Source organism: Thalassomonas sp. M1454 (genome assembly GCF_007097525.1).
Taxonomy (GTDB): domain Bacteria; phylum Pseudomonadota; class Gammaproteobacteria; order Enterobacterales; family Alteromonadaceae; genus Thalassotalea_A.
The window spans coordinates 18,554-36,683 of sequence record NZ_VKDD01000007.1 but is presented as its reverse complement, the minus strand read 5'-3'; the positions used below and the strand labels follow the sequence as shown (position 1 = coordinate 36,683).

Annotated in this window: 12 protein-coding genes; 3 read left to right on the top strand and 9 right to left on the bottom strand. The window is 39.2% G+C overall.

Annotated elements, in window-relative coordinates:
- Positions 1–33: 33 nt before the first annotated feature.
- The 3 genes from hslV to priA form a co-directional block, all read right to left on the bottom strand.
- Complete coding sequence (gene hslV, locus FNN08_RS14175) at positions 34–552, bottom strand: ATP-dependent protease subunit HslV (protein WP_143586932.1); 519 nt, start codon at positions 550–552, stop codon at positions 34–36.
- A 102-nt stretch (positions 553–654) separates the two neighbouring features.
- On the bottom strand, positions 655–1,233 hold the full coding sequence (locus FNN08_RS14170; RefSeq protein WP_143586930.1) for an SPOR domain-containing protein: 579 nt from the start codon (positions 1,231–1,233) through the stop codon (positions 655–657).
- Positions 1,234–1,346: 113 nt separating this feature from the next.
- Positions 1,347–3,569: a primosomal protein N' gene (priA, locus tag FNN08_RS14165; RefSeq protein WP_143586929.1), complete on the bottom strand. Its 2,223-nt coding sequence runs from the start codon at positions 3,567–3,569 to the stop codon at positions 1,347–1,349.
- A 253-nt stretch (positions 3,570–3,822) separates the two neighbouring features.
- Here priA and rpmE point away from each other — a divergent pair, with 253 nt between their 5' ends.
- Together rpmE and rraA are read left to right on the top strand one after the other, a co-directional pair.
- The gene (rpmE, locus tag FNN08_RS14160) at positions 3,823–4,035 is read left to right on the top strand and encodes a 50S ribosomal protein L31 (protein ID WP_143586927.1); all 213 of its coding nucleotides are present in this window, start codon (positions 3,823–3,825) and stop codon (positions 4,033–4,035) included.
- A 198-nt stretch (positions 4,036–4,233) separates the two neighbouring features.
- Positions 4,234–4,719: a ribonuclease E activity regulator RraA gene (rraA, locus tag FNN08_RS14155; RefSeq protein ID WP_143586925.1), complete on the top strand. Its 486-nt coding sequence runs from the start codon at positions 4,234–4,236 to the stop codon at positions 4,717–4,719.
- A gap of 66 nt (positions 4,720–4,785) precedes the next feature.
- Here the strand turns inward: rraA and hutI are convergent, their stop codons facing one another.
- Positions 4,786–6,021 (bottom strand): imidazolonepropionase, encoded by a 1,236-nt coding sequence (gene hutI / locus FNN08_RS14150; protein ID WP_143586923.1) that lies wholly within the window; start codon positions 6,019–6,021, stop codon positions 4,786–4,788.
- Positions 6,022–6,252: 231 nt separating this feature from the next.
- Here hutI and FNN08_RS14145 point away from each other — a divergent pair, with 231 nt between their 5' ends.
- Complete coding sequence (locus tag FNN08_RS14145) at positions 6,253–7,080, top strand: MipA/OmpV family protein (RefSeq protein ID WP_143586922.1); 828 nt, start codon at positions 6,253–6,255, stop codon at positions 7,078–7,080.
- 91 nt (positions 7,081–7,171) lie between these two features.
- Here FNN08_RS14145 and mrcB read toward each other — a convergent pair whose 3' ends face one another.
- From mrcB to FNN08_RS14120, 5 genes are read right to left on the bottom strand one after another with little or no spacing between them, the layout of a single operon-like run.
- The gene (gene mrcB, locus FNN08_RS14140) at positions 7,172–9,526 is read right to left on the bottom strand and encodes a penicillin-binding protein 1B (RefSeq protein WP_143586920.1); all 2,355 of its coding nucleotides are present in this window, start codon (positions 9,524–9,526) and stop codon (positions 7,172–7,174) included.
- Positions 9,519–12,089, bottom strand: a complete 2,571-nt coding sequence (gene hrpB / locus FNN08_RS14135) for an ATP-dependent helicase HrpB (RefSeq protein WP_143586918.1) — start codon at positions 12,087–12,089, stop codon at positions 9,519–9,521. The genes mrcB and hrpB overlap by 8 nt, the downstream gene beginning before the upstream one ends.
- A gap of 49 nt (positions 12,090–12,138) precedes the next feature.
- Positions 12,139–15,252 (bottom strand): efflux RND transporter permease subunit, encoded by a 3,114-nt coding sequence (locus FNN08_RS14130; RefSeq protein WP_143586916.1) that lies wholly within the window; start codon positions 15,250–15,252, stop codon positions 12,139–12,141.
- Positions 15,252–16,514, bottom strand: coding sequence for an efflux RND transporter periplasmic adaptor subunit (locus FNN08_RS14125; RefSeq protein ID WP_143586914.1), 1,263 nt, complete (start codon positions 16,512–16,514; stop codon positions 15,252–15,254). Before FNN08_RS14125 ends, FNN08_RS14130 begins: the two co-directional genes overlap by 1 nt.
- Positions 16,514–17,926, bottom strand: coding sequence for a TolC family protein (locus FNN08_RS14120; protein ID WP_143586912.1), 1,413 nt, complete (start codon positions 17,924–17,926; stop codon positions 16,514–16,516). Before FNN08_RS14120 ends, FNN08_RS14125 begins: the two co-directional genes overlap by 1 nt.
- Positions 17,927–18,130 lie beyond the last annotated feature (204 nt).

The window sequence follows — 18,130 nt, the reverse complement described above, 5'->3', positions numbered from 1 at the left end:
GGGTATTTAGTATTATAAATTCTGTTTTATAAGTTAAATTTCGTCAATCGTGTGATTTTGATTGGTAAACACACAGATGTCGGCAGCAATGGTTAATGATTTAGAAACAACCTCTTTTGCCGATAGTTCGGTATTTTCAAGTAGCGCTAATGCTGCAGCTTGAGCAAAGTTACCACCAGAGCCAATAGCAATTAAGTCATTTTCTGGTTGTACTACATCACCATTACCGGTAATGATTAATGACGCGGTTTCATCGGCAACCACTAACATAGCTTCTAACTTTCTTAATGCTCGATCACTACGCCAATCTTTAGCTAGCTCAACTGCAGATTTAGTCAAATGACCTTGATGTTGTTCAAGCTTACTTTCAAAGCGCTCAAATAAAGTAAAGGCGTCGGCAGTACCGCCCGCAAAACCAGCGAGTACTTTGTCGTTATATAAACGACGCACTTTACGGGCATTGCCCTTCATTACCGTATTACCAAGAGAAACTTGGCCGTCGCCACCTATGCAAACGCGGCCGTTACGTCGTACTGATACAATCGTAGTCACAATAAACCTCTATAAATAAAAACGAGGCGCTTTCTAAAAAATTAGAAACAGACGCCTCGAAAAACAATCTTAGATATAATGTGGGAATGAAGAGTTAGGTTTTCAAGTCCAAAGCCATATTTGGCAGCCATTGATTTTATTTCTTTTCAATTTATGCTTGGCACTTTCCGCTTGTCTCTTGCGCTCAAATGGCCCTAAAACAACTTTATACCAAGTGCCATTACTGCCAACAGATTTACGCACCGTTGATGAAAGCCCGGTAAAGGCTATTTTTGCTTTTAATTTTTCAGCATCATTTTGATTTCTAAATGAAGCACATTGCATTTGATATGGACCACTTTCTTTAACATCGTAATCGCCAACGGCAACATCTTTTTCAGGTAAATTTTTAAAGTAACTCCAATCTTCAGTTGGCGGCTCGGGTAGTGGGTCTTCTTCAACATACTCAGTAGAATTAGCTGGCTCAGATAGCTTAATTTCTAAACCTTCAACATCACTAGCATTATTCTTTAACGAAAATAAAAAGTAAGCAAAAGTAGAAATGATAGCGACAATTATTAAACCAATAAATACCGGCTTAAAACCTGAATTATTAGCAACTGCTTTCTTGCCCTTTGGTTTATAAGGGTTCTTTTTTTTCTTGGTTGCGCGGGGGCGAGCAACGTAATCTTGATGAGCCATAATAAAACTTCACGAAAAATGATTAGTCAATTTTAACCAACCGAAAATGAATGTACAGAGTTTGTTTGATTTAGTTAATAAAATACGTAATAAATCGATACTTTGCCGATTTATTACCAACTCAGCTCTTGAGGGTCGATATCTACAGACCAACGAACTTTATGCTGTAACTTATGTTTTTCTAGGCGTAATAAAATAACCTGTACTGCACTATGCAAATATTTACGATCGCTTGCTTGTAACAATAAATGAAAACGAAATTTACCTGCTTTCTTTTCTTGTGCGGCAGCAATTGGACCACTAATTAAACATTGCTCAAAGTCACCTTCACTAATATCTCGTAATAATGAACTAGGTAAACCTGCAGAATTTGCTTCCGCGCGAAACAGTGCTTGAAATCCAAAAGGAGGAATACGAGCTTGCTCACGCTCCATTAGGGCATAACGAGCAAAATGTTGATAACCATTGTGCACTAAATCTTGTAATAAAGGGTGTTCAGGGTATTGTGTTTGCACCATGACCTTGCCAGGCTTACTTGCTCTACCTGCACGTCCTGAAACTTGCACTAACAGCTGTGCCATATGCTCTGGCGCACGAAAATCATAACTAAATAACGCACCATCAACATCTAACACGGCAACTAAAGTTACGTCAGGGAAATGATGACCTTTAGCAAGCATTTGCGTACCAACTAATATTTGGTGCTCTTTATTACTAACTTGCTCTAATAACTTAGCTAGTTCACCTTTGCGTCGCGTGCTGTCTCTGTCGATACGCACAGCGGAGAAATCAGGAAATAACTCGACTAACCGCTGCTCAAGTTGTTCAGTTCCCTGCCCTAATGGTTTAATGCGGATACTGCCACACTCACCACACTGCGGCATAATACGCTTTTGACTACCACAATGATGACAAACCAAAAGACCTTGGTTTTGATGCAAGGTGTAAGGCTTATCACAACGCTTACACTCAGCTATCCAATTACATTCTTGGCAAGATATAGCAGGCGCATAACCGCGACGGTTTAAAAAGATTAAGACTTGCTCGCCGCGCTCTAACGTATCTTGTATCGCTTTTTTTAATGTTCCTGATAAACCAAACTCAATTTGTTGCTTAGCCATATCAATAAGTTCGATACCTGCAATATTACTTTTACCAGCGCGCTTGGTTAATTGGTGATATTGATATTTGCCCGACAAAGCATTTTGTAGCGTTTCCAAAGAAGGCGTTGCCGTGCCTAATACTACAGGGATATTAAGCTGTCTTGCCCTTAAGATAGCGACATCACGGGCATGGTAACGAAAGCCTTCTTGTTGTTTAAAAGAGCCATCGTGCTCTTCATCAATAACAATTAAGCCCGGAGCTTGGAGTGGTGAGAACACGCCAGATCGAGTTGCAATAACAATGGCTGCTTCACCTTTTTTGGTGCGATGCCAGGTTTGTAAGCGTTCATTATCATTTAGGCCAGAGTGGTGAAGTACGATTGGCACACGAAAACGTTTTTCAAATCGCGATAAGGTTTGCGGGGTTAAACCTATTTCTGGTACCAAAACTAAGACTTGCTTGTCTTGCTTTAACACTTCTTCAATAATTTGTAGGTAAACTTCGGTTTTACCACTACCAGTAATACCGTCTATTAAGTGACACGAAAATTTATTTAGCTGTTGATTAATGCCACTAACAATGACTGCTTGCTCAACTGAAAGCTGGTGTTTATCTTCAACATTAATAGAGTTTTCTTTGCACTTAAATGCCACACTCGCAACTTCGCCTTGGCAAATTAACTCTTTATTCATTAGCGCAGTTAGCTGGCTTTTAATAAAACCTGCCATGCGTATTTCAGGCCAAGTGATATCACCATGCTCACTAATAAATTGATAAAGAGCTTTTTGCTTAGCTGCAGATTTAGCAAGCTTAGCGATTAGCAGTTCAAGCTCTTGCTCTGATTTATCTGGATTTTTGAACCAACAAGCTTCGGGGGTTAAATCGACAGGTTTAATTTGTCTTAATAGCACAGGTAAAGCTTGGCTAATGACATCGCCAATGGGGTGATGGTAATAGCGCGCACACAAACTAAGAAAATCTATTTGCGATGAGGAAAGTTTTGATTCGCTCGGCAGTAATTCTACAATTGCCTTTAATTTATTATCGGCTACATCACATTCATTACTTACTTTAAGTACAATAGCAATCAATTTACGAGAGCCAAACGGCACTAACACTCGGTCGCCTGCAGAGAAGGTTTGCTCGTTTAAGTGTTCAGGCGCTAAATAAGTAAAGCTTTGGCGCATTGGAACCGGGATTGCCACTTGTATATAACGGGAGATAAAGGTCATAGTGATCAGTATTATAATAAGTGTTTTTATTCTGCCCAGATAAAGCAGATTTGCCAAGCAAATTTATTGTGCACACCAACAAAGTCACCAAAAATGTTAATTATCGGCACTAGTTAAAGTATTTGTCTATTTTTTAACTATTTTAGTTGATCATCGGCGGTTGATACCGTATGATCCGCCAACTTAAATTGTAACTCGTATGGTACTTGGCAATTGATCAAGTGGCGATACGGCCTAAATATAGAGGTTTTCCATGAAAGAAAATATCCACCCAAATTACACTGCCATGAAAGCAACATGTTCATGTGGTAACGTTATCGAAACTCAATCTACACGCGGTAAAGACATTTACTTAGACGTATGCTCTTCTTGTCACCCGTTCTACACTGGTAAGCAAAAAGCTGCTGAGACTGGTGGTCGTGTTGATAAATTCAACAAACGTTTCGGTGCTCTTAAGTCTAAATAATCGACTTATTATCCGAATTAAAAAAGCGCCTTATGGCGCTTTTTTAGTTTTTACGGTTTGATATATCTCCATTAATTATCATTTATAAAGCAATGAGCTGGCTACAATAAGTTAAAATTTTTCTCTTGTTCCATCCATCACAAGGGTTATACTAGAAATAATTCAACAACTTAACTTTCAAAGAAAGTGGAGTAAACTATGCAATACAACACCTCTGAACTATGTAATTTATACGCTGACTCAATTGATGTACTCGAACCTATGTTAAGTAACTATGGTGGTAGAAGTTCATTTGGTGGCTCTGTGGTTACAGTAAAATGTTTCGAAAACAATGGCTTAATTGCCGAATTAGTTGAAACCGATGGTGTTGGTAAAGTATTGGTTATTGATGGCGGTGGCTCAACTCGTCGAGCGTTAATCGATGGTTATATTGCCGAAACTGCTGCTCGCAATGGCTGGGAAGGCATTATCTGTTACGGTAGTGTGCGTGATGTTGATATTATTGAAGACATTGAACTTGGCATTCAAGCTATGGTGTCGATTCCTGTTGGCGCCACTGAAGATACAACGGGTGAAAGTGATGTAGCAATTAACTTTGCCGGCGTTACGATTTTACCGGATGATCATATTTATGCAGACAACACAGGTATTGTGCTTTCTCCTGATCCTCTAGATATTGAGTAGAACGCTAATTGTAAGTTATAAGCGACTAGATAGTAAAAAGGGATAACGTTTGTTATCCCTTTTTATTTATTTAACTTTTACACCTTGCTTATATAAAGCAGCCAGAGGGTTTACCCCGAACTGGTAACAAAGCTGTGCAGGTTGTTCTATATCCCATAAAGCGATGTCGGCATCGAGACCCACTTCTAATCGACCAACCTTATGATCTATCCCTAATGCTTTGGCAGCATGACAAGTAACACCTGCTAATGCTTCACTTGGCGTTAATCTAAATAGCGTACATGCCATATTAAGCATTAATTGTATTGAGTTGATTGGTGACGAACCAGGGTTTGCATCACTAGCAATAGCCATAGGAACATTATTCGCACGCAGTGATTCAATTGGTGGTAATTTGGTTTCTCGTAAAAAGTAGAAAGCACCTGGTAAAAGAACTGCTGTCATATTAGCTGCGCTCATGGCTTTTACACCTTGCTGTGATAAAAACTCTACATGATCACTTGAAAGAGCTTGGTATTTTGCGGCAAGCTCAGTGCCGCCAAGATCAGATAGTTGTTCGGCATGAACCTTCACCGGTAAGTCATGCTGCTGTGCCGCTTTAAAAACAGCTTCTGTTTGTTCAATGCTAAAACCTATGCCTTCACAAAAAACGTCGACAGCATCTGCAAGGTTTTGCTTTGCCACTTCAGGGATCATTTGCTCACAAACGAGTTTAATGTAGCCATCAGCGTTATCTTTATATTCAACAGGCACAGCATGAGCACCTAAGAAAGTTTTACGAACAGTAACAGGTACATTTTCCTCTAAACGCTTGGCAACTTTAAGCATCTTAAGCTCAGTTTCAAGGTCGAGTCCGTAGCCTGATTTTATCTCTAAACTAGTAACACCTTCATTATGAAGGGCGCTTAAACGTTGGTGAGCACTAACATACAATTCATCTATCGATGCTTCACGAGTAGCTTTAACAGTAGAAACAATACCACCACCGTTATTTGCTATTTCTTCGTAACTTGCCCCTTGTAGGCGCAGTTCAAACTCATTAGCACGATGAGATCCATAAACAATATGGGTATGACAATCAATTAAACCAGGAGTGATCCACTTGCCTTGGCCATCAATTATTGTTGTTAGTTCTTGGTCAACTTCAGGAAGGTCAGCTTGTGCGCCTAACCATACAATTTTGCCATCGGTTACGGCTAATGCACCCTGCGTGATCGCACCATACGAGTTGCTCGCATCAGACATTGTTGCGATATTAACGTTAGTAAAAAGTAGCTGCCAAGTACTGCTTGCTGTGCTCATTTTATTTCTCTTTGCCATATATAATAAGCGGAATGTAGCTTAAAACGGGTCGACAAGCAAGGTTGTATATACAGCAGAGTTAACTCAAGCTAATAGATTAAGAGTACTTAGTCTGTAATATTAGTTAGCTAAAAATTTGAAACCTAAAATCAATTATATGAACTTTTCTTTAATTCCATTCGTACAATATTGTTAATAAATATACATGTCAGTATTTACATAGGGTAACCAATGAAAAATATACACAGCTTTCTTTTGGTATTACTAATACATTTCCCTCTTTTTAATACGGCAATCGCAGAAGACAACAAAACAGCTTTAGTGCCCTTGCCCTCGGTAGATGATTTTACCAGAGGCGAAAATGGATGGGCGTTTGGGCTTGGGTTTGGCGTTGAATATGAAACAGCGTACGAAGGTTCAGACGAGTTTGGATTTGAAATCCAACCTGCTGGTGCTGTGCAATGGCGAGATGGTAACAATATATATTATTTTGCAGGTGAGGCATTTGGTTGGCGAAGTGTTGTGAATGATAATTGGCTATTAGATGCCTTAGTTGGTTTTGATGAAGGACGAGAAGAAGGTGACTCGGATGATGGTAGGCTTGACGGTCTTGGCGACCAAGATGAAGGGTTTGAACTGGTATTTCAAGCTCGTCGATCATTCACCGAAGATTGGCGGTATTGGTTAGTAGGCCGTTTAGTGGCAAGTGATGAAGGAAATTTAGGTTTATTTGGTGTGGGTCGCCGTTTCGGAGATCAAGTTGATGGTACCGGTTCAGAAATCAATTTAGTTGCTGTTTTTCATGACAGCGAATACGCAAATAAAGGTTTTGGTATAGATGCGCAACAATCTGCTGACTCAGGATTACAAGAAACCAACCTAAGCGCAGGTATACGCTCGGTTGGTATTGATTATAATTACAGACATAATATAAATAATAACTGGCAGATCTACGGTGAAGCGCTGTTCGAATATTATAGTAGTGAGGTTAGAGATAGCCCAATTGCTCGCAGTAATTATGAAGCTGAAATAGGTATAAGTGTAATCTACGTGTTTTAGCTCAAATATTAGCAGAACACTAGATGTTTAAATTTTTGCTTTGTTAATAACCTCAGTTTATCGCTCACTGTAGACAGTGAGCGATAGGTCCTTAATCATCGCCTAAGCCAAACAACCTTTCTAACCATGAAGGTGGTTCAGGTTTCTTCTCCAAACATTCAGTTGAGAAAAAGATACCTTCCGTAACTGCTGGGTATTGGGCAACTTTCGCACATTCATCTGTTACAGCGTTACCTGTAGCAAGTTCAAACGTGGCAAACTCTACACCATCAGGCATAAAGTCATAGCGACTATGACTGCCTTGTTTTTTCAGGTAGTTGGCAAACAATGTCAATGCGCCACTACTGCCCGTTAACCCTGTTGATTTATTGTCATCTCGGCCTATCCACGTGGTCACTACACTTTCTTGATCGTAACCAACAAACCACGAATCACGTAAGTCGTTACTAGTACCTGTTTTACCAGCAAGCAGTTGCTCTGGGAATTTCCAAGCTAATGATTTTGCCGTACCTTCTGATGTCACTTTAGTTAGTGCATAATCAATTAAATAGGCACCTTGTGATGATAGCCTTGCATCAACTACATTTTCTCGCTGCCAAAGGGTTTCGCCATCACCAGAGACTACTTTATTTATCGCTAAGGCACGGTTATAAATACCTGAATTAGCGATAGTGTTATACCACTGGTTTACTTCAAAGGCTGACATGTTGGTTGAGCCAAGCAGCATACTTGGTACTTTTTTGACTTTACCTTGATAGCCTAATGTATGCAGAGTATCGGCAACATCGGCAAGGCCAAGTTTTAAACCTAAGTTAACGGTTGGAATATTTAAAGATTTAACTAAACCGTCAATTAAAGGTACATGGCCTCGGTATTTACCATCATAATTTTTAGGCTGCCAACGCTTACCTGTAGAGCTTTTTAATGAAATAGGTTCATCAGCCAATGGGGTCGCTAAGTTATACTGCTGATAGCGCTCTAAAGCGGTTAGATAAATAACAGGCTTAATCAATGAGCCAATAGGTCGTTTGGCATCTAATGCACGGTTAAAACCTGAATATTTTACCTCTTTACCACCAACAACCGCTTGAATTTGTCCTGTGCGTATATCACTAACAATTACAGCGGTTTGTAATTCTGAGCTATCTTTGCTTTTTTCAAGTTGCGCTAATTGCTCGATTACTGCTTGCTCGGCATTTTGTTGGCGGACAAGATCAAAACCAGTAAAGACTTTAATCCCTGATTGCAGTGCATTACCCGCACCAATATCTTTAAGTTCGCGGCGAACTAACTGCATATAGGCAGGATAAGATTGCTTAGCGAAGCGGCGTTCACTACGAATACTTAATGGCTGCTCAATTGCATTTAAATAACTGTTTTTAGTTAAGGTGTGATTTTCAAACATCACACGTAAAATTAAATCACGACGTTCACTGGCGCGTTCAGGTTTACGCCAAGGATCATAATATGAAGGGCCTTTAACCTGTGCGATCAATAAAGCAATTTGAGCATCATCGAGCTCACTTAACGGTTTACCGAAATAAAACTGCGAAGCCAAACCAAAGCCATAAATACCATTGGCATAATGTTGGCCTAAATAAACCTCATTGATATAAGCTTCTAGTAGTTGATCTTTGGAATAGCGGAGCTCTAAAATAACTGAGATTAAAGCTTCGTTGACTTTACGCCAAATCGTTTTTTGACGATTCAAATACATGTTTTTGGCAAGTTGCTGGGTTAACGTACTGCCACCTTGCACAGTTGCGCCAGCAAGCATGTTTTTCCAGAAAGCTCTAAGAATACCTGTAGGTGAAATACCATGATGGCTATAAAAATCACGGTCTTCAATCAAGAGTAATGTATCAATTAACTGTTGTGGTACCTGCTCTAATGATAAGAACACACGGTCTTCTGCATCGGCAGAAAGAATGCGGTCAATTAAAATGGGCTCTAATTTAACACTATGCTTAACTTCGCTATTTTCTGTTAAACGATAAACTTCACCGTTTTTTTGTTCAATGCTAATTAATGCTGGCTCTTGTAAGCCATAACCAAAATCAAACTCTCGTCTAAAAATAGTAACTTTAGAACCTTGGCGTGAAAACTGACCAGGCGATGTGACTCTGGTAACTCGTTGATAATTAAGATGGATTAGTTCACTTTCAACTTTGGCCAAATTAATTGGCTTATCTGCATTAATTACAGGGATATTGGCATAAACTTGCGCAGGTATTTGCCAACGTTGGCCTTCAAACGTTTGCCTAACTTTGCCGTCAAGGTAAATGCTATACAAACTAATAAGAGCGACAAAAATAATCGATAATTTAATTGCAGTTACAATCAACCAACGACTAAAGCCTTGCTTAACTTTAGTATTTTTTACTTTACCTTTAGTAAAGCCTTTCTGTTTTATTGCTTTCGATTTTGCTGTTTTAGTTTTAGTCATTGCGCATATATTTTTTTGTTTTATTAGTTGGTTTAGCGTTTGCAGGCTCGTCTGGCCAAAAATGTCTTGGATAGTTAGCCTTCATATCTTTTTGTACATCTTTATAACTGCCTTGCCAAAATCTAGCCAAGTCTTGTGTCACCTGAATTGGCCGTTTTGCAGGAGAAAGTAGCTCTAATAGTACAGCAACTTGTCCATTTGCAACATAGGGAGACTTAGTTAAACCATACACTTGTTGCATAGGTAAAGCCAACTTAGGTTGAGGTTGGTCACTATATTGATAAACAAACTCACGACCAAGTGGCGATACATAAACTTTAGGAGCCCATAGTTTGACAATTTTTCGCTGCTCAAAATCTAAATAGTTATTGAGAATTTCGCTAAAATTAAGCTTTTGTACAGCCGTTAATTTTTTAATGGATATAACATAAGGCGCCAGCCAAACCTCTAGTTGCGCCAGCAAAGATTTTTCAGAAAAATCAGGTAAGTCTAACCCAGGAAAATATTGATTTAACCATCGCACACGCTTAATAAAATTAACCACTTTGTCATCAAACTTTAAGGCGTTCAAACCTTTTTGACGAATAAAGTCACACCATAACTGGGTCAAGGTTTCACTGTTGATTACCGCATTACTTATTTCTCGATTGAGTACTAAGCTAAAAAGTCGAGTTTGCTTTTCACTGGTGATTTTTTGCTGTTTTTCATCATATTTAAGTACATCACTTTCTTGTATATGATCTGCAAAGTGCTGATAAATTTCAGCCTCAGACGTTGGCGCAGCTAAAGTAATATTAAGTTTATTTTGATAACTGTGTAACTGAGCACAAACTAAGTAAGGTTCACCATTTAATTTATCATTTTCAGCAAGCTCTGCTCCCTTGCCATTGGTGCATAAATAACTACCAACTTTGTTACGGGTTATGGCGATTCTTTCAGGGTAGGCAAATGCTAATAGCAAGCCAGAGCTAGTCATTGGCCAATCGTTATCATTCAAGCTAAGTTTAAAGCTTTTTAAATTAGAGCTGCGACTCACAGCAATCAATTTCTTAGCTAAGCTAGTTGCTTGTAATATAATACGAGCTTCAATTCCTCTAGCCTTATTTTTATTTTGCGCTAATTGATATAAACGACTTCTGATATCGCAATTACCTTCGGCCTGCTCTCGTTTAAAAATATCGCGTTCTTCTAATAAAGCCGCCATTAAACACGCTAGCGACAAAGCATGTATTGAATGCTGATGTTGCTCTACTAACTCAAGAGCCTTAATTAGCATATGAGCAAATCTTGGATGGCAAGGAAAGTTTGCAACTAAGCTGCCATGTTTAGTTAAACGATTTTGCTGATTAACCACATCTAATGCTTGCAGAGTTTGCCAGTTATGAACTTCACTTGCTTTAGCTGGCAGTTCTAGAAAATTTAATTGTGAAAATTTACTTACCCCCCAGTTTGCTACATCGATAGTCATAGGTAGTAAGTCTGCTTGGCTAATTTCACTAGCACTGTGTTCACTTCGACGCTGAAAGTCATCATTAGCATATAAACGTATACATTTACCTGCTTGCATACGACCAGCTCGACCGGCTCTTTGCACAGCAGAAGCTTTTGATATTTTTTGTTGGCTTAATTCATTTATTAAACTGTCTTGGTTAAAGCGAGCAACTTTTTCATAACCACTATCAATTACCATAGATATACCATCGATAGTCAGTGAGGTTTCTGCAATATTTGTCGCTAGTACGATCTTTCTTCGCCCTGCTGTAGAAGGCGCTATAGCTTGTTGTTGCTGTTTAATATCTAAGTCACCATATAAGGCAAATAAGTCGACTTCATTTGGTAGCTGTTCAATTAAAGCATTATAGACAAAGCGAATATCCGCTGTGCCAGGTAAAAATACTAAAATTGAACCTTGCTCACTTAACGCATTTTTGCGGATCACATTAATAGCATTGTTACGCCAATTACGATCATTGCTTGGCGCACTATAGGATATTTCAATTGGAAAAGTTCGACCTTCACAAGCAAGGGAAACTGCGCTTGGTAAAAACTTAGTTAGGTAATCATTATCTAATGTGGCCGACATTAATAATAATTGTAAGTCATCACGCAAGCCTTGTTGAATATCGAGTGATAAAGCAAAGGCTAAATCGGCATGAATAGAACGCTCATGGAACTCATCAAATATAATTAAGCCAACATCACTGAGTTCATTATCATTTTGAATAAGGCGAGTTAATATCCCTTCAGTGACAACCTCTAAACGAGTGTTTGTTGAAACACGAGTATCGTTACGCATTCTATAACCCACCGTTTCACCGACTTTCTCACCAAGTTGCTGAGCAAGGCGTGTTGCTACCGACTTAGCAGCAATTCGACGAGGTTGAAGCATAATGATCTTTTGCGACGCAAAGCGCTCAGATTGCAATAACCACAGCGGTAAATTTGTTGATTTACCGGCACCAGGAGGTGCACAAAGGATGATCGCTGGAGTGTCATTTTCAATAGCAGCCAATAAAGGCTGCTTAATGGTATTAATAGGAAGCGTGTTAGGTTCTATAGTCATATATTAAATGCCAATTGAGTTGGCATTATGGCTGTTCAGCAATAATTATTTATACCATAGAAATTGCTTCTGATTCAGTACTATTTTTGTTATCAGTGGCTAGTTGATTATCTTTATTAAACACTATGTATAAAGAAGGTAATACTAGCAAACATACAAAAGTGGTAAATAAGATACCAAATCCTAACGATACAGCCATTGGCACAACAAATTGTGCCTGCCTTGATGTTTCAAACACCATAGGAGCTAATCCGCCAAAGGTTGTTAACGTGGTTAAGATGATAGGTCGAAAACGACGCTGACAAGCAAGAATTATTGCCTGTAAAGCATTAACTCCTTGCGCAGTTTTCTTATTAGCATATTCAACTAAAATCAAACTGTCATTCACTACCACCCCAGCTAAAGCTAACATCCCCATAAGACTAACCACACTCAAGCTAAGGCCTAGGAACATATGACCTAAAATAGCCCCTATTGCGCCAAACGGTATAACCGCCATAATGAGTAATGGTTGCGCATAACTTTTAAAGGCAATGGCTAACAAAATATAGATAGCAGCTAGCGCAAAACCGGTGCCTAATTCCAAGCTTGAAACACTTTCGGCAATTTGTTCTTGATTACCACCAAAGTGAATAGTTAAACCAGGGTAGCGCCCCTCTAATTCAGCCACTAAATGGCCTTTAACCGCTTGAGTTACCGATGGAATAGCCTCTTCAGGTAAAACTTCCGCGCCAACGGTTTCAATACGTTGACCTTTACGTCTATTGATTCGAGAAGGAGCTAATACTTTTTCAATAGTGGCAACACTCCCTAAAGGAGCATAACCGCCTCCTTTGGTTTGAATTAACAAGCTTTCAATGTCATTCGCCACTTCACGCTCTTCTCTTGGTAAGCGCACTAGTGTGGTTACTTCATTTCTTAAACGGTGTTGTCTTTGCGCTCTTGCTCCATATAAAGAAGCGCGCATTTGCGCAGCTAAATCAGCAGCATCTAGCCCTAGTGAACGACCATTTTCATTGAGTTTTAATTTCCACTCGGGTTTGCCTTCTTCCATCGAATTAACGGTGGCGACTACATTATCAATACCTTCGAAAAATAATGCCGCATCTTGTGATGCCGCGAGTAACACATCAGCATCACTGTGGCGTAACTCTATCGTCACGGAAGTTGCCGCCACGGCACTGCTACCACGACGAGCACCACTAAATCGCAACTTACCTTTTTTATGCAACTCTTTTGAGCTTTCACGCCACCACTGGCGAACCTCTTCAGTGCTGACATCACGCTCTTCACTTTCAACAAGTAATAAACTCACCTCAACACCAGTATCAGTGATCAAGCTACGAGTGCTTACTAAAATGTCTTCGGCATTGTTTTCTTTAAGCATAGTTTGGCTACTTCGCTCTAAAATATCGCGCAATTTAATTGCCTCGGCAAGAGGTTCGCTTTCTGATATTTCAAAGCTTGCTTTAACCCAACGACCATCCATTTTAGGGTATAAGCCAAAGCCCATCTTGCCACTAAAAGCGTAGGAAAGAACTAAGACAAAACATAAAATAGCAATAGCTAGGGTTAAGCTTGGCCACGCTAAACATTTCTTTAAAAGTGGCGTGTAGTAATTAGTAATTAGGCTTTGCAAGCCCTTATCACATCGCCTTTGCAACGCTTTAAATTTAGCCGTAACAACATTTGGCTCTTTCTTTTTTATATTGGCAAGGTGCGACGGCAATATAAATAACGCTTCCACCCAAGAGACAATAAAACAAAGTACAACCACCACGGGGATTGCGCCAAAGAGTAGTTTCATAAACCCAGGAAGTAAGAGTAAAGGTAGGAAGGCAACAATGTTGGTTAAGATGGCAAAGGTTAATGGTTTAGCAACTTCTTTGGCTCCTAAAATTGCTGCATCTGAATAAGACATGCCCTCTTCCATGTGCGCATAAATATTTTCGCCGGCAATGATGGCATCATCAACAACAATACCGAGGGCAATAATAAAGCCAAACATAGATACCATATTGATAGAAACATCGAAACTTGGCATTAATAAAATAGCGCCTAAGAAAGCGCTAGGAATACCGGCTACTACCCAAAAAGCTAATCTAAATTCTAAAAACAAACTCATTAAGATAAGCACAAGTAATAACCCCATAAAGGCGTTATTTAGTAATAGTCCTAAGCGTTTTTGATAGTTGGTTGCGTCATCATCAACAATTGAAAGACCTGCATTAGGTGGCAGCATAGCTTCGAGCTCTGGCCACATTTCTTTTACAGAGTCGGCTATATCACTAGGGCTTTGATCGCCAACACGATAAATATTTATGCGAGCAGATAACTGTTTATCGTAGGTAACTAAGTAACGCTCATCGGCAAAACCTTCACTTACCGTTGCTATATCCCCAAGCAGTAATTGATCACCCTGCTCAGACGATAGCAGTGGCATTTGTGCTAATTCATCAGCCCAATAAGTACGTTCATCAACAGATAAGATTATGTCGCCATTGTCAGCTTTAATTTTTCCTGCCGATTGTTCAATAACACCGCGTTTAATTTTTGATGAAACTTGCGTTAGCGTTAAGTTATAGGCTTGCAGTGTACTTTGTGGGATCTCAACATGAATTTCTTCACGTGGAATACCACTTAGTTTTACTTGCGAGATATAAGGTGACTGTAAGATACGATCGCGTATTTGTTCCGCTACCCTTTTAACACTAAATTTATCCAAATCAGCATGAACAACGATTTCCATTACATCAATAATTCGTTTACCCAAATCGACTTTAGGTCGCTCCATACCAGATGGAAAAGATGATATACGGTTAACCGCTTGCTGGGCATCTTGATAAACTTGTTGGGCATCGGCTCCAGCTTCAAGCTCACCTTGTATTCGAACCCAACCAGAGAAAATAGTGGTGCGGATACTGCGAATGCCCGATAAACTATCAAGTGAATCTTCGATTGGTACAGCAATAGAATTTTCCATTTCACTTGGTGAAGCACCTGGATAACTTACTCGTACAGAAATACTATCTAGGGTTGTTTCGGGCATATATTCTTTGCGAATAACCACCGACATAACTAAGCCACCAAATAGCAAAGCAAACATTAATAAGTTAGGGGCAATACCATGGCGGATCATCCATGTCATCGGATTAAAGCTCATTACAACTTACCTCTTTCAAGGCGTTTTTGCTGTCTTTTATCAGACTTATCATTTTCATCTAGAGCTAAAGCCTGAGCTTTTCTTGGCTTATTTATGTTTATTGGCTTAACCACTAAACCTTCACTTGCAATACCTGGCTTTTCGCTAAGTGCTCTGTCCCCTGCACTAAAGTCAGCTTTAATGTAAACAAAGTCACGCCCTTTATATAACACATCAACAGCTCGTTTTTGCATTGTGTTATTGCTATCAACGACCCAAATAGAATTATCCGCTTGTAACAAGTTACTTTTAACAACCCACGCATCGTTAATTGCTTTGCCTTGCAACTCTATACTTAAAAAGTCATTAATAAAAATCGGAGGATTATTGCTATCAATAGTATTGTTTTGATCTAATGATAACGGGTTGTCAATGGCAAGTAGAACTTTGACTTGTCGATCTCGAGCATCTAATTCGGGCAGTACAGAAACAAACTTAGCTGTGCGGCTAACGCCTTCACCCCAAAGTTTAGGTTGCGTTAAAATGGCATCTTTGCTGCTATCAAACATAGCTAGGAAAGTACGAGGTATTTTTACCTCAACCCAAAACGTATCAACATTAACCACTTCAAATAAATTACTATTTTGCCCTACTCTGCTGCCTCGCCCTACTGACTTACTAACGATTTTTCCTTTAAAAGGCATCTCTATATTAGTACGTTGTAATGCAACCTCGGCCTTTTCAACATTAGTTTTGGCAATATCTAATTTTGCTTGCGCCATTAGTAATTGCGGCTCGCGCAACACCAGTGTAGTTTCTAAACTTTCAGGGTCAATGTCTTCTAATAAAGCTAACTCTTCTTTTGCTAGTATTTGATCGCCGCGCTCTAGCTCTAAACTTGCCTGCGCCTGAACAAGCTGACTTTGTTGAGTTCGTAAAGCTAAGGTGTAATCGGTGTCATCAACTTTTGCTAACCAAGAACCCTTTTCTAATAAAGCGCCGGGTTTAGCTCTAGGGTTTACTTCGGAAATTTTACCTGAGACTTGCGCTAAGATATTAACGGCTTCGTTAGCTTTAACTAGACCTGACGAGTTCCATGTAGGGGTAACAGAGCCTTTTGTTAATTCAATCACGCGAACAATACGTTGTCTTTTTTTATTGTCTTTTTTCCATGCTGGTTTTTCGATTTTACCGGAATCTAAAAGGAAAAATGCCAAAGGGATGCTGATGAGAACCAACACTAAAGGGATCGACTTTATTAGTAGGGAATTAAATTTATTCATTAGGTATTTTCATCGATTATTGTTTTAGCAGAAAAATCTATCGACTCTTGCGCTTCTTCATTAGTTAGCAAAGTAAAATTGCCATGACTTAATTCACGATACAAACTTACTCGGTTATTTATTAATTCTTTTTGGGCATCAACGACTTGTCGCTCAAGGTTAAGACTGGTTTCTTGCGCTTTTAATAAGGTTAAGTAACTGGCTTTACCGTTTAAATATTTTGACGATATAACTCGTTCTGATTTTTTCGCCAGGGTCATTTGTAAATCAATATTACTAGCAACTTTAGCGAGTTGTTGTTCGGTAATTAATGATGACTCCACCGCATAAATAGCATCTAACCAAGTTTGTTTGTAATCAGCAAAACTCGCCTCTAAAGCATACTCTCTTTGTTTTACTACCGCTTTTTTAGCGCCCGCATCAAATAAAGGCAAAACCAATGACGATATTAGCGAGCCACTCCAATCGTCAAACAAGTCTTGTACGTTAGTTTTATTAGTTGAATAACTTGCTCGCAATGTAATACGTGGAAATCTATCAGTAACCGCTGCAGCCATAGCAGCATTAGATGCTTGTAGCTGAGCATAGGCTTCTTGGATATCAGGACGATATTGTAGAGTACTTAATGGTAAACCCATACTTGGTAGGGGCGGCACTGTCGGTAGTGATGACTGAGTTAGCTCTGGCAATTGTGAGGATTTAACACCTACCCATAATGCCAATTGCTTAGTAAAAATTGCTAAGCGGGCATCATTTACAGCTTGTTGCGCGACAATAGATTCTAATAATCTTTGTTGTTGCCAAATATCTGTAATTGAATTTTTACCCAAGGCAAAACGACGATTGATAACTTTTAACGCTGAGTTAGTGCGCTTGTATTGATCAGCAAATAATCTTTGTTTATCTGTAGCAGCTATCCAACCAAACCAAGCTTTGGCAATAGAACCAGCAACTGCATTAGCTCTTGCTTTGTAAAGAGCTTGCTTTGCTACAACATCCCAAACAGCTCTTTGTTCTAAAGATGCAATACGCCCCCATAAGTCTAACTCCCATGAAGATGTTAGCCCTAGTGATGCGCTTTCTGCTCGATCAAAGTCATCAAAGTCGTTTCTGCTTGTGGCACTTAAATTTAGATCAGGATATTTATCTGACTGACTTACGGTTAAGCCTGCAGAGGCACTTTTTACTCTAGCTAAGCTTGAAGTTAAAGACTGATTATTTTTTAAGCCAAGTTCAATTAATTCATTTAATTTGTCATCATTGAAAGCCGCCCACCAATTGCTAGCTAGCTCAACTTGACCTTCATCAATGAACGAGCTTTCGATATCTGGGGTTACATCTAGTTTTTTGGTCTGGATACTGCACGAGCACAATAAAAAAACAGAGCAGAAAACTCTTAACATAAGATGCATTGCGTTGTTCAATCCTTTCTTTTGAGGAATTTAAATCATAATTCGGCCAAGTTTTATTATCTAACAAACTGTTGGTGAGTTAATAGAGGCTTTACGAAATATTTACTCTGTCAAATAATACCAAGTGAAATAAATATCAAACCATTTTATAAAGCTAACACTTCCCTTGTGCAGTAGTTTATAAAAAAAGCCCCTATAGATAAT